The sequence below is a fragment of the Fictibacillus nanhaiensis genome (assembly GCF_023715445.1).
Classification (GTDB): domain Bacteria; phylum Bacillota; class Bacilli; order Bacillales; family Fictibacillaceae; genus Fictibacillus; species Fictibacillus nanhaiensis_D.
This window is the reverse complement of the sequence record NZ_JAMBOD010000004.1, coordinates 201,267-213,961: the sequence shown is the minus strand read 5'-3', so window position 1 is coordinate 213,961 and position 12,695 is coordinate 201,267. Positions and strand designations below refer to the sequence as shown.

The following is a 12,695-nucleotide window of genomic DNA, read 5'->3' as shown; positions in this document are numbered from 1 at the left end:
TAGGACAAGTCACCATGCGAATAATCGAACCATGCATATCATGTAATAAAACGATTTTTTTGTTTTATTGGAGATGATATGATGTTTACACGTTTATTTTCTGCTAAATTAACCGGGAGAGAGGAAGTGCCTCCCGTCAAGACAATTGCAAGCGGTTCAACCGAATTTAAGTTTAATGAAAATTTTAGAGAACTGCATTTTAAATTAACTGTGGAATGTATTGAAGGTTTTACACAAGCGCATATTCATTTAGGCGCCAGAGGAGAAAACGGGCCAGTCGTGGCATTCCTTTTTGGTCTAGTCGAGCCTGGAATTGATGCCAAGAAGAAAGTAATCAAAGGTACACTTACAAGAGGAGATCTGATTGGTCCTTTAACTGGGTTATCGTTAAGAGAACTTGCGAGACTTATGAGAGAAGGGCTGACTTATGTAAATGCTCACACCGAGGAATTTCCAGATGGTGAAATCAGAGGTCAGATTAAACCCGTACACTTTTGCTAGTAAGTAAATATTAAGGGATGTTTAACAGTTGGCATGCAATCCGTCGTCAATCGACCTATTGTAAGCCAACTTTTTTGAATTTATTAGTTGACTTAGTCAACCGATAAAGTGTAAACTGTTCTTAATTTCAGAATATTCAGGAGGGTTTATTCATGGAATCTAATAGATATGTAGAAAAAATACGTCATTTTAACCGATATTATGCGAATGTTCTAGGTAAAATCGATCAAAACATTTATAATCAACCTTTTTCTTTAACAGAGGCACGAGTCATAACTGAAATCCATTTAAGAAATGGGTGTACGGCAACCGATGTAAGAGAAAATCTTGGGATTGACCGAGGCTATATGAGTCGTATAATCAAACGACTAGAAGATGAAAATATCACCATTAAAGAACAGTCGACAGATGATAAACGCCAGTACTCACTTTATCTGACCGAATATGGCAAAGAAGTTTATAACGATTTAGTTGAACGTGCAAACCAGGGTGTAGAACACATGATACGTAATTTATCCAAACATGATATAACCAGCTTAGTCACATCTATGGAAACGATTCAAACTGTTTTTTCACAAGACACTCCTTCCCAGACGGAAGTATTGATTCGACCATTTCGCTCTGGAGATGTAGGATACATAGCCCACCTGCATGGAATATTATACGATCATACCTATAAGTTTGGCAGGAAGTTTGAATATTACGTAATGAAAGGCTTAACAGAATTTATGATCAATACGGATGGTGGAGAGTTATGGGTAGCTGAAGCGGATAACAAAATCATTGGTTCAATTGCCATTACGAAATCTAGTGATACAATCGCGCAGCTAAGGTGGTTTGTTTTAGACGAAGATTATCAGGGCATGGGCATTGGGAAAAAACTCATGGAGACTGCACTTGGTTTCTGCAAAGAAAAGAACTATCAGCATGTGTTTTTATGGACGGTAAGTACGTTAAATACAGCTCGGTATCTATATCAAAAATATAACTTTAGAAAAACCGAAGAAAAACCAAATGAAGAATGGACTGGAACGAAATTAATCGAAGAACGTTGGGACCTGGAAATTAACTAGTATCTAAATAGATTCAAGTTATGGCGGAAAGAAATGGGGTATATGAATCGTGAATGGGGAGATGGATGTTTGAAAGAAGATGGAATGGGGTAAAAGAGTATAATAAACACTTATATGGTGAATACATGATAATAAGACAACTAAAGGAGGACGTATGTATGGAAGTAAATATGAGCTCAGAAGAAGTCTTATCGGAGATTCAAGGATTAAAAGCAAAAGGCATGAATTTAAATAAGAAACAAGTGAAGAAATCAAATCCTCAACTCATGAGAAATGCCCTTCATTATTTTCCTAGTTGGGATGATGCCATTGAAAGAAGTATTACGGGATAATCAAAGATAAAAGGAAAAAGAGGCTCACCCATAACGAATTTTTTATGTGTTTATTGGTTTAGCCTTTATTCTTGTGCGTTGGACTAAAATAAATACTTGTTTATGAATATGTAAGGAGGACTGCTCACGTATTGGGTGGTCCTTTTTTATGCTTGTTAGAATAATTTAATAGCTCTTTTACAAAAATAACAAGATAAGATTAAATTTGTTCAGGAAAGGATTTTTAATGATGATGAAAAAAACTTTCGTCCTCCTATGTACCTTTATTTTTTTACTAGGAATCAATATGTCTCCTGCCCAAGCAAAGAATAATCCAAGAAATATGTATGATGTAAAACCTGGGGACTATCTTGGGAAAATCGCAAAAACGTATGGGACATCCGTAAATGATCTGAAACTAATAAATGGGTTACAGTCGGATAAAATACTGGTCGGACAAAAATTACGGGTTCCCATCATGTACAAGGTGGTTTCAGGAGATACCCTATGGGATCTTTCACGAGTGTTTAATTCTACGATTCAATCTATAAAAACGGCTAATCGTCTTTCTTCGAACAATCTATATATTGGGCAAAAAATAAAAATCCCTCCTAAAAAACTGGCCATGCAAGGACAATATGTATTGATGAGCAGGGAGGACTTTAAGGATTGGCTCTTCAATCATATCTTCACGAGAAAGATAGGAAAGATCCAGCAACATCATACTTATATACCTTCCTACCAGCAGTTCAATGGTTCTAATCATTTTTCATTATTAAAAGGAATGGAGGAACATCATGTTAAGGGGATGGGGTGGAGCAATATCAGTCAGCATTTGACAACCTTTCCGGACGGAAAAGTAGCTGTTGGCAGACCGTTTGATACGCCTCCCGAAGGTTCATATGGCTTACAGAACAAAGAAGCCATGATTCGAATTGAGGCCGATGCATTAGCGATAGAGAATGTAGGGAACTTTGATAAAGGCAAGAATCAGATGACGAAGGAACAAAGAGAAACAATTGTTATGGTCACGGCTTTACTCAGTTTGAAATACGGGTTAACGCCGTCCATTGAAACGATCTCCTACCATCATTGGTGGGATATTAATACAGGGGAAAAAGTGTTTGACAACAGTAAAGGACATGCTGTTAAAACTTGCCCAGGTACATCCTTTTTCGGTGGAAACTCCACTGCAAGTGCAAAAAAATACTTTTATCCTCTTGTTACACAAAAAATGAAAGAAATACGAGCATCCTGGCAATAAATATGGGCGTTTATCTGAGTTCAGATAAACGCTTTTTACATGAGGGTGCTTAACACTAGTCAATTTTGTTGGAAACAATCCATTCAGAATGAGGTAAGTAATAAAAAGTAAAATGTTTCTTTTTTAATATTTCTGGTTTTTGGTACTTATATATTGGCCATGCTCAAATAATTTCATTTCTTTGTCCTTAATCGTTACTTAGGTGTCAGTTGCACCTGTCTTTGAAGTATTTCTATCTTCTACAGATGATGGTTTCCCGCTCAATACTTCAAAATCTTTCCCTAAATATATAGGAATATCCCTCAAATAAACGCTTGAACTGACTAACATCCCTATTCCCAAAAATAAAAAAATTCCTGTCAAAATAATAGTGGAATGCAAAAAAGATACCTGGGTGCAACGAAGTAACCTGCCTTTACTTTTACTATTTGACGTAATTATTTTAAATCAAACACCGGTATGAAACAATCGGTCAGGATGGTTATACATAGACTTACTGTACAGGCTCACATATAAGTAAATTAAGTTTCAAAATTACTGGTATTATGTAATCATAATAATAGGTAGATTGAAAGATCAAAAGTTATGGGATCCAATCATAATTACGAAAGAAGATGAGATGTTTATGATCAATTCTTATAAGGTGGAAGTCAAAACATTGGGCATTAAGATGCCAGTCTATCTTTTTCAGATCGATGATATTCTCTTAGATTCAGGCCCGAAGAGTGCAGAAAAGGATGTAAAAGCCATCTTAAAGAAACTGCAGGTAAATCGAGTTATCCATACCCATCATCATGAAGATCATACGGGAAATAGCAGATGGATAGAAGATGAATTTATGATTCCACAGTATATTCATCCACTTGGTGTTTCAATATGTAACAAACAGACGAGGCTGCCTTTATATCGATCGCTCTTATGGAATAACAGAAAATCGTTTCATGCTCTCCCGATAGAGGGGGAATATATCAAGACAGCTTCCTATTATTTTAAAGTAGTACATACACCCGGTCATGCGGAGGATCATATTGTCCTAATCGATGAAGAAAAGAAAATTTGTTTCTCGGGTGACCTTTATTTGTTCCATTCTCCTACGGCTCACTTTTCTTTCGAATCGGTTCCAAAGATTATCAGGTCTATTGAACTTGTGTTAACCCATAACTTCCAGGAGGTATATTGTTCACATAGTGGATATTTAAAAAATGGACGCAGATTGCTAGAAAAGAAGCTGGATTATTTGTTAAGCCTGCAAGAAAAAGTAATTAAAGCGCATGATGCAGGTATACCAATGAATAGGATCAGAAAAGATTTTTTTCCTAAAAACAAAGCTTTGCAATATTTCTCATTTTTTGAAAGTTCTCCAAAACATACAGTGAACTCACTAATCAATGACCGAAGATAATACCATCTATAATGGGGGCGACTTATTTTGAAAAAGAAAATTAGGGCTATTCACAGCCCAGATCTTCCGGAAGACTTGGAAACACTAGAAATCAATGAACTAGAGGATGGGGCTGTGTACGAAATAGGAAGGATTGAGTCAACGATTGGTACGATGAGCGCCAAGAACATTCAGTTTAGTGAGGTTTACGTAAAAGGGGTTAACTTTGGGGAATCGCATCTGCCCTTTTCTTCATGGGTTGACGTCGTCTTTGAAAAGTGTGATCTTTCGAATGTAAAATTAAACGGTGCCCGATTTAATCGTGTTGAGTTTAGAGAGTGTAAACTGGTTGGGACGGACTTTGATGAAGCGGTGATGCGAGATGTTCAGTTTATAGATTGCCCTGCTCCTTATTCCTTGTTTAATCTGACAGAGCTTTGCGATGTTCGATTCGATCTTTGCTTGTTAAAAGAAGCCAATTTCATTGGTGCAGCATTGGATAATGTGCAATTTGGAACATCCACGATTCAAGAGGTGCAGTTCTCTGACACCTCCTTAAAGAATGTGGATCTTAGTCAATGTCAATTTACATTTATACATATAAAAGAAGATGATCTTCGCGGGGCCATTATTTCACCAGAACAGGCTGCATCCTTGATTGAAGTGTTTGGTTTGATAGTTAAGTACGACTAAGAATATTTTGAACAGAATAGGAGAGTTGTTAACATGAATACCCAAGTAACCACAAAAATGAAGATCAATAAGACTCCGGGCGAAGTGTTTGAAGCTATCGTCGATCCTGAGAAAATTGGGGGTTTTTGGTTTTCCTCCAGTTCTGAAAGATGGGAACAAGGCAAGACGGTTACATTAAGATATGACGAGTACAATGCAGAAGGGGCTATAAATGTTCTAGAAGTTGAGGAAAATAAGAAAATCGTTTTTTCCTGGGGAGCCGAACATAATCAAGGAACCATTGTGACCATCACACTAACTGAATTGGATGATAAGAGTACAATGATTGAAGTAATCGAATCAGGTTTGAAAGAAGATGATCCTGAAGTTGTTAACAAAATGATGGGACAAAAAGAAGGCTGGGTTTATACGTTAACTTGTTTAAAGGGTTATTTAGAAAATGATATAAATACTTTAAGAGCATCATTAATCCATTAAACCGTTTTGAAGAGTAACGACTTAAGTTAATGTGGTTACTCTTTTTCATGTTTATCATGCTTAGCTATACCGTTCAATAATAAAATCAATAAAATATCGGCTTGCGATCGGTAAAACTCTTTTATCTTTATAAGCCAAACTAATTGTCCGGGCAAAAGAGGGGGAAATTTTTTTAGTCACAATTTGATAAGGACAGCGATGCAAAACAAGTTTTGGCAGGATTGAAATACCCAGACCCTGTTCGATCATAGACATAATTGTATAATCATCATGTACCCGGTATTGAATATTCGGTTCAAAATTATTTTGTTGAAAAATCGTTAACGGTTCACTAATTTCTCCTTCATCTAAAAGGATATAAGGTTCATTCAACAGCTCTTTTAATGGCACTTCGTTTTGCCCTGAAAAACGATGATCTTTTGGCAATACAGCGAACATTTCATCTTCTTTCAAGGGAATAGTAGTCAGGTTCGATACAGCTTTTGGGTTCACAAAGCCAAAGTCTACGCTGCCTTCTTTAATCCAATTCGAGATCTCTGTGTAATCACCTTGATGCAATTCAAAGTGAACAGCTGGATACTCCATCTTAAAATCTGTAATCAATCCTGGCAGCCAGTGACAGGAAACACTTGAAAATACGCCGATTCGGATAAGCCCACTTTCAAGCCCTTCCATCTCTTTAACCTTTTCTTGCAATTCCCTGTGCGAATTACAAATTTTCTTGATGTATGGTAAAAACTCCTCTCCGTCAGGTGTCAATGTAATACCCGTTCGAGAGCGTAATATAAGAACCGTCGAAAGTTCCTCTTCTAATGAATGCACCATTTGGCTAATAGCTGATTGGGTATAACCAAGTTCTTCAGCAGCTTTCGTAAAACTGCCTGTCTCTATAGCTTTAATAAAAGCATAATACGCATTCATTCTATTCTCTCCTTACCATTAGAATTACTAATAGTTCTATTATAAATATTCGTTTTATTAATGCAAATGAAGGTGATACGATAAACCTAATCTAAAAAAATGAGAGGTTAGGGCGTACTGCATGACACCTAAACAAGCGAACTGGATTTTAGTTTCTGTATCCATGGGCTGGGGAATATCTTATATTTTTATGAAACTATGTGTAGATACTATCCCAGCCTTAACTATTGTGGCATTACGATTTGGGATCGCTTTTATCGTTATGATGATGATCTTTCGGAAAAAAGTATTTCATACAGATGCTAAAACTTTGAAATACGGTTCGATCGTTGGATTTTTACTATGGGGGATCTTCATTACGCTTATGTATGGCATTAAACATACGACAGCTTCATCGGCTGGTTTTTTGATTAGTACAACGGTAATCTTAGTGCCAATTCTACAGGTGTTCATCACAAGAAAGCTGCCGAGTAAAAAGATAAGTTCAGGGGTTGCGATTGTTACTATAGGTTTAGCGCTACTAACCATCGGAGAAGATTTTACCTTTGCGTTTGGTTCGGTTTTTTGTTTAGCTGCTGCGTTCTTGTATGCGATACACATCATCGTAACAAATCACTTTGCACGTGAAGTGGATACCTTACAGCTGGGAATCTTTCAGCTTGGATTTGCCACCTTGTTTGCGACCATTGGAACATTTATTTTAGAAACACCTGTTTTACCTCAGAAAGTGATTCATTGGGTCGCTATACTCGGGCTGGCATTTATTTGTTCTGCTTATGGATTTGTTATGCAGTCCATTGCTCAAAAATACACAACGCCTGAGAGCACAGCCTTTCTTTTTTCACTCGAACCCATCTTTGCCGCCCTTTTTGCATTCATCTTTCTTCAGGAAAATATGGGGGTACGAGGATATACGGGTGCGTTAATCATTTTAGCAGGTGTATTCACAGCAAACGCTACATTTAGGAAACGTCATGGAATCAAGATGATGAAAGAAAAGAGCAGCATAGTGAAATAATTTAATACACTGACTGAGTGAAATTTGCTCAGTCTTTTTTGTTTTTTCCCCCTTTAACCGAACAAGCTTATGTAAAATAATGTTAAGGCGACTGAAATTTATTGAAACGGCAAGCGTCTAATTGTTGAAGGATCTGGTAAAGAGGGAGTGAATCCATGAAAAACCATGAGTTGATAAAGCGCTGGTTTATTGATTACCACAATGATATCTATAATTTTCTCATTTATTATATGGGCACGAAAGATGTAGAGGATATCGTGCAAGACGTTTTTATTAAAGGGTTTAACCATATGAATCATTTTGAAGGACGTTCTGATCCCAAGACATGGCTGATCTCAATTGCTAGAAACATAGCCATCGATCATACTCGGAAAAAGAAACGGCAGCAGCAGCTTCTATTAAATCTAGTAAATCGCTTTTCTGAAAAAGAGAAGGTTCCACAGGATTTAGTGTTAGAGAATGAACGGAAAATGGAACTATATCAGGCTATTAATCAATTAAAGCCATCCTATAGAGATGTCGCAATTTTACGTGGTGTTATGGACTATACACCAGAAGAAACTTCTCAAATATTGAATTGGAAGATTAGTAAAGTTAATCTCACCTATCACAGAGCAATTCAGTCACTAAAGAAAAAGCTTGAAGCCGAGAAGTGGAGTGATTACATTGAAACGATTAACGAATGAAAACCTGACGTCAGAAATGAAGAAGTTTCATAGATACCGAATGGATGCTGATCAAAAAAATGCCATACTAGGGAACCTCGCTAAGTTAGAGGAAAAAGAGAAGATCAAAAGTGCTGCAGCATTCTATAAAGCTGTTTTAAGTATTGTCGTACTCGTATTCTTTTTAGCCAGTGCCAGCTTTTTTGCCTTGGATCATACGAAGGAAACACCTGGTTCACCTGGAACTTCACAAAAAGCTGATACAGGAATCGATCTATATAAGCAATCTGATGAATTTTTTACGATTCAAGTTAATGAAGATTTTACATTAAAAGAAAACAAAGATGGATCAGTACGATTTGAAGCAGAAGGAAAAACGGTTGGCGGAATTGAGCCGTTGAATGAGGAAGAAATGGTTAAAAGTATGAACAAGCAAAACCTATTTATTAAAGAGGAGTTAGCTGGTTATCAGTACCCGACAACTTTTACATTAGATCATCAAAAAACAATGGAAGTCATCCAAATCCTTCATTATTATTTTACGTCTCCTGAAAGCAGCTTAAATTATCATGTGTACTTTTATACGCCTTTCTTTACTGAGGAGAGTGCAGATGATATCGCCAGGTCATTTGAGATTTATAAAGATGGGAAAGTGGTAAAAGGCAAAGAAGAAGACTGGTCATTGTCAAAAGAATTTTCTACGGATACTTTTGGAGTATTGGTTGGAGAAAAAGACAGTCTAGGGATTTCGGGGCCGGCATTTGCAGCAGATCAAACAGATAAGTATATATGGCATTTCTTTGGAGGACATAATGAAGTAGAGACCTTAAGTAGTGGCGACTTTAAGGTGACGGCAATAAACAAGGAAAGCGGAGAAAAAGAGATGGTGCTTGTTGAAAGTGCTGGAACTGAAAAGGAAGAACTTGTTTGGAAATACGATTTTCCTAAAAATAGTCCTTTAACTGGAGACCCCAATTCAGGTTCAATACATTCAATCCCAAGTAATATGAAATTCAGCAAACCTGGGATCTGGCGCCTTGATGTATTTTTTGGTACAAAACGATTCGGGAATATTATTGTAGAAGTGAAATGATTAGTTAAACCATGACTTTAACGAATTTATAAAAAATTTGATAAATTTCAGTTGGTGTTACGAAATAATACATGTATACTGATATGAAAAGTAAAAAGGCAGGCGTGTCCAAAAATGAAAGTAGCATATTTAGGTCCTCAAGGAAGTTTCTCAGAAGAAGCTGCCTTTCGTTATTTCAAAGCTGATGATATTGAGTGGCATAAAAGTGATTCCATCGTCGATGTTCTCGAAGCAGTCGGTGAGGGGAAAGCGGATAAAGGGATCGTTCCCATCGAAAATTCCATTGAAGGTACAATTAATATAACAGCAGATGGTCTATTAACTTATGATCTGTTTGTAGAAGCAGAATTGATTTTCCCGGTTTCGCTGCACCTTCTTACACGAAAAGGGGCTTCTTTAGATGATGTTCGTGAAGTCTGGTCCATCGTACCTGCCCTTGCTCAATGCAGGGATTTTATTAGAGAATCTAAAGTGAAAAGCATGCAGTTTGACAGTACGTCTGCAGCAGCTCAAGCTGTTAAAAATCAAGAAAGAAAAGATGTTGCAGCCATTGCATCAAAATATGCAGCAGAATTATTTGATTTGCAGATAACGAAAAGTGGTATTCAAGATTGCAGCAACAATCATACGCGATTCGTAGTGATCAGCAAAGAACCAGCAAAGAAAAGTGAAGACAGAACGAAAACGATGCTCTTGATTGCTCCTACTGAAGATTATTCAGGTGTATTGTCTTCAATTTTGAATGTATTTACGGCTCTTTCGATTAACTTAACTTGGATTGAATCTCGTCCGACCAAGAAACAATTAGGTACCTATCACTTTTTTATAGAAGCACAAAAGGGTCTGCATGAAGAAAAAATGACGAAAGCGATCACGATTCTGAAGGCTTTTGGACATGATATCCGTATTTTAGGAAACTATAATACAACGAAATTATAAAACGGTGATTTAAGGGAACTTTTTAGTAGGAGAGGAAGAGCAAAAAATACATTTTCGTGTATTTTTGAAGTGCTTTCTCTTCTTTTTTATTGGCAGATTCTCTGAAAATAAGGAGTTTGCGTGAAACTAGTGCTAGTTTGAGCGAAACGGAAGGGTTTTGAGCGAAACGGAGGGGGTTCTGCGTGAAAACCCAGTGATCTTTCGCGAACGTGTAAGAAATATAAGAACACGTACCGTAAAAGTATCGGTGACACAAATAAAAAAATCGGCCACCCCAAGTATGGAGTGAGCCGGTTATGTTATGCTTGTAATTCAAATTGTTTGGAATACAGGTGAGCATATACTCCATCGTGTTCAAGAAGCATATCGTGGGTGCCTTGTTCGGCAATTCCGTTCTCTGTTAATACGATAATCCGTTCAGCGTTGCGGATAGTGGAAAGGCGATGGGCGATGACGATTGTTGTCCGTCCTTTTGCTAACGATTCCAGTGATTCTTTAATGATGCTTTCACTTTCGTTATCAAGTGCACTCGTCGCCTCATCTAAAATAAGAACGGGCGGATCCTTTAAGAAAACGCGTGCGATACTTAACCGCTGTTTTTGGCCGCCAGACAGTTTAACCCCTCTTTGGCCGATTTCAGAATGATAGCCGTTTGGCAAACTCATGATAAATTCATGGGCATTTGCATGCTTGGCAGCCGCAATAACTTCTTCGTCGTTCGCTTCTGGATTTCCATAGCGAATGTTCTCCATAACTGTTCCTGCAAAAAGGTAAATATCTTGCTGTACGATCCCGATTGTTTTTCTTAATGACAAAAGGTCGATATCACGGACGTCTTTTCCGTCTAATCGAACATTCCCGCATGTCACATCATAAAAACGGGGGATGAGTGAGCATAAAGTCGTTTTGCCTGCACCAGATGGACCAACCAAAGCAATGTACTCACCTGGATTTACATGCAAGGATAAGCCCTTTAGGACATATTCCGTATGGTCTTCATAACGGAAGGACACATTATCAAACTCCACTTCACCACGAACGTCTGACAGTATAACAGCGTCTGCTTTGTTTTCAATGGCGGGCTTCAGATTCATAATTTCCATAAACCGCTGAAAACCGGTAACTCCTTCTTGAAACTGTGTTGTCATATGAGTCAGTTTTTGTATGGGCTCGATCATAAAGTTGATATACAGCAAGAAAGTGATCAAATCTGCTAAGTCTAGCGTTTGCCCGACAATACTGGCACTTCCAAATATGACGACAGCGATTGTGATTAATTGAATAAACGTTTCCATACCATTGTAAAAGTACGCCTCTACTCTATACGTATTCTTTCGGCTACCCAGGAAACGATTATTCTCCCTGTTAAACTTCTTAATTTCCAGGTATTCGTTAGCAAATGATTTTACGACACGAATTCCTGACAGACTATCCTCTACTTGTGCATTTACGTCTGCGATTCGTTCTTTGTTGTCTCTTAATGACTGGTTTAGCCTTTTATTAAAGTACAGCGCGCACGCACCTAAAAAAGGCATGAAACAAAAAACGGCGATCGTTAATGGTGCGTTAATAAAGAACAATATAACAAACGCGCCGATAAATCGGATCAAATATTTGACATAGTCTTCTGGTCCATGATGATACAGCTCAGCAAGCATGAGAAGGTCGGTCGTAACCCGTGACATAAGCTGACCTGTCTTTTCTTTATCGTAAAAGCTAAAGGAAAGCTTTTGCATATGAGCGAATAGCTCGCTTCGCAAATCCCTTTCCATACGCGCTCCGACTTCATGCCCTTTGTAGTCCAGAAAGTAGTTTGCTATATTCTGGATGGCTGTTAATACAAGCATCAGCCCCCCAACCCAGTACACATCCGTAAGCGCATTGGACAGGTCACCTTCGAGCACATTTTTCGTAATGTACCGGACGAGCAGTGGAAACATAAGAGTCACAGCAGATACAAGTAAGGCACAGAATAATACGAAAAGAAACAACTTTAGATACGGTTTGTAATAGGAGAAAAATTTTTTAACTGGAAAACGCATGATTTACCCCTTTGTGTGTTATTTAAATAAACACATATAAGGGATTTCACCGTTAAGAGAATCCAAACGATAAGCGGCGAATTTCTTCGTTACTCGGTTCCACCCTTATATGTTTGCATGGTTTGATTCGTCATTTTTCTCATGTGTATTGCCTCCTTATTCGTTGATATTTCCATTGTAGATGATTATATAAGGAAAAGAACTAATATTTTTTAAAATAAATGAATACGTACTTCAAAACTCAATCCTTATTAATCCAACACCTTATAATTATTTGTCACTTTTCCCATAATAAAACGTGTATGAACTGAAATCGG

General features: G+C 37.5%; 13 protein-coding genes. 11 read left to right on the top strand and 2 right to left on the bottom strand.

What is annotated here, in order from left to right; all coding sequences use genetic code 11:
* The first annotated feature begins 81 nt into the window (after window positions 1-81).
* The 7 genes from M3196_RS13355 to M3196_RS13325 all read left to right on the top strand — a co-directional run bounded on the left by M3196_RS13355 (window position 82) and on the right by M3196_RS13325 (window position 5,700).
* The gene (locus tag M3196_RS13355; protein ID WP_251322814.1) at window positions 82-501 is read left to right on the top strand and encodes a CHRD domain-containing protein; all 420 of its coding nucleotides are present in this window, start codon (window positions 82-84) and stop codon (window positions 499-501) included.
* A gap of 152 nt (window positions 502-653) precedes the next feature.
* Entirely contained in the window at window positions 654-1,574 is a 921-nt protein-coding gene (locus M3196_RS13350) for a bifunctional helix-turn-helix transcriptional regulator/GNAT family N-acetyltransferase (RefSeq protein WP_251322813.1), read from the top strand.
* A gap of 158 nt (window positions 1,575-1,732) precedes the next feature.
* Window positions 1,733-1,906, top strand: coding sequence for a hypothetical protein (locus tag M3196_RS13345; protein ID WP_251322812.1), 174 nt, complete (start codon window positions 1,733-1,735; stop codon window positions 1,904-1,906).
* A gap of 232 nt (window positions 1,907-2,138) precedes the next feature.
* Complete coding sequence (locus M3196_RS13340; RefSeq protein ID WP_425311005.1) at window positions 2,139-3,149, top strand: LysM peptidoglycan-binding domain-containing protein; 1,011 nt, start codon at window positions 2,139-2,141, stop codon at window positions 3,147-3,149.
* 568 nt (window positions 3,150-3,717) lie between these two features.
* On the top strand, window positions 3,718-4,551 hold the full coding sequence (locus tag M3196_RS13335) for an MBL fold metallo-hydrolase (protein ID WP_251322810.1): 834 nt from the start codon (window positions 3,718-3,720) through the stop codon (window positions 4,549-4,551).
* Between the two features lie 27 nt (window positions 4,552-4,578).
* The gene (locus M3196_RS13330) at window positions 4,579-5,223 is read left to right on the top strand and encodes a pentapeptide repeat-containing protein (protein WP_251322809.1); all 645 of its coding nucleotides are present in this window, start codon (window positions 4,579-4,581) and stop codon (window positions 5,221-5,223) included.
* Between the two features lie 33 nt (window positions 5,224-5,256).
* Window positions 5,257-5,700, top strand: a complete 444-nt coding sequence (locus M3196_RS13325) for an SRPBCC family protein (RefSeq protein WP_251322808.1) — start codon at window positions 5,257-5,259, stop codon at window positions 5,698-5,700.
* Between the two features lie 60 nt (window positions 5,701-5,760).
* On the opposite strand, the gene M3196_RS13320 is transcribed toward M3196_RS13325, so the two are convergent.
* Window positions 5,761-6,621, bottom strand: a complete 861-nt coding sequence (locus M3196_RS13320; RefSeq protein ID WP_251322807.1) for a LysR family transcriptional regulator — start codon at window positions 6,619-6,621, stop codon at window positions 5,761-5,763.
* A 121-nt stretch (window positions 6,622-6,742) separates the two neighbouring features.
* On the opposite strand from M3196_RS13320, the gene M3196_RS13315 reads away from it, so the two are divergent.
* From M3196_RS13315 to pheA, 4 genes are all read left to right on the top strand, one after another.
* Entirely contained in the window at window positions 6,743-7,639 is an 897-nt protein-coding gene (locus M3196_RS13315) for a DMT family transporter (RefSeq protein ID WP_251322806.1), read from the top strand.
* A 155-nt stretch (window positions 7,640-7,794) separates the two neighbouring features.
* Window positions 7,795-8,325, top strand: coding sequence for an RNA polymerase sigma factor (locus tag M3196_RS13310; protein WP_251322805.1), 531 nt, complete (start codon window positions 7,795-7,797; stop codon window positions 8,323-8,325).
* On the top strand, window positions 8,306-9,397 hold the full coding sequence (locus tag M3196_RS13305) for a hypothetical protein (protein ID WP_251322804.1): 1,092 nt from the start codon (window positions 8,306-8,308) through the stop codon (window positions 9,395-9,397). Before M3196_RS13310 ends, M3196_RS13305 begins: the two co-directional genes overlap by 20 nt.
* Window positions 9,398-9,511: 114 nt before the next feature.
* Window positions 9,512-10,336, top strand: coding sequence for a prephenate dehydratase (gene pheA / locus M3196_RS13300; RefSeq protein ID WP_251322803.1), 825 nt, complete (start codon window positions 9,512-9,514; stop codon window positions 10,334-10,336).
* Window positions 10,337-10,635: 299 nt separating this feature from the next.
* Here pheA and M3196_RS13295 read toward each other — a convergent pair whose 3' ends face one another.
* A complete protein-coding gene (locus tag M3196_RS13295; protein ID WP_251322802.1) occupies window positions 10,636-12,378 on the bottom strand; it encodes an ABC transporter ATP-binding protein in 1,743 nt (580 codons plus the stop codon).
* Between the last annotated feature and the right edge of the window lie 317 nt (window positions 12,379-12,695).

Bases quoted from the DNA above. Each gene is read 5' to 3' on its own strand.
- M3196_RS13355 (WP_251322814.1), top strand. From the start codon at position 82: ATGTTTACACGTTTATTTTCTGCTAAATTAACCGGGAGAGAGGAAGTG.
- M3196_RS13350 (WP_251322813.1), top strand. From the start codon at position 654: ATGGAATCTAATAGATATGTAGAAAAAATACGTCATTTTAACCGATAT.
- M3196_RS13345 (WP_251322812.1), top strand. From the start codon at position 1,733: ATGGAAGTAAATATGAGCTCAGAAGAAGTCTTATCGGAGATTCAAGGA.
- M3196_RS13340 (WP_425311005.1), top strand. From the start codon at position 2,139: ATGAAAAAAACTTTCGTCCTCCTATGTACCTTTATTTTTTTACTAGGA.
- M3196_RS13325 (WP_251322808.1), top strand. From the start codon at position 5,257: ATGAATACCCAAGTAACCACAAAAATGAAGATCAATAAGACTCCGGGC.
- M3196_RS13320 (WP_251322807.1), bottom strand. From the start codon at position 6,621: ATGAATGCGTATTATGCTTTTATTAAAGCTATAGAGACAGGCAGTTTT.
- M3196_RS13315 (WP_251322806.1), top strand. From the start codon at position 6,743: ATGACACCTAAACAAGCGAACTGGATTTTAGTTTCTGTATCCATGGGC.
- M3196_RS13310 (WP_251322805.1), top strand. From the start codon at position 7,795: ATGAAAAACCATGAGTTGATAAAGCGCTGGTTTATTGATTACCACAAT.
- pheA (WP_251322803.1), top strand. From the start codon at position 9,512: ATGAAAGTAGCATATTTAGGTCCTCAAGGAAGTTTCTCAGAAGAAGCT.
- M3196_RS13295 (WP_251322802.1), bottom strand. From the start codon at position 12,378: ATGCGTTTTCCAGTTAAAAAATTTTTCTCCTATTACAAACCGTATCTA.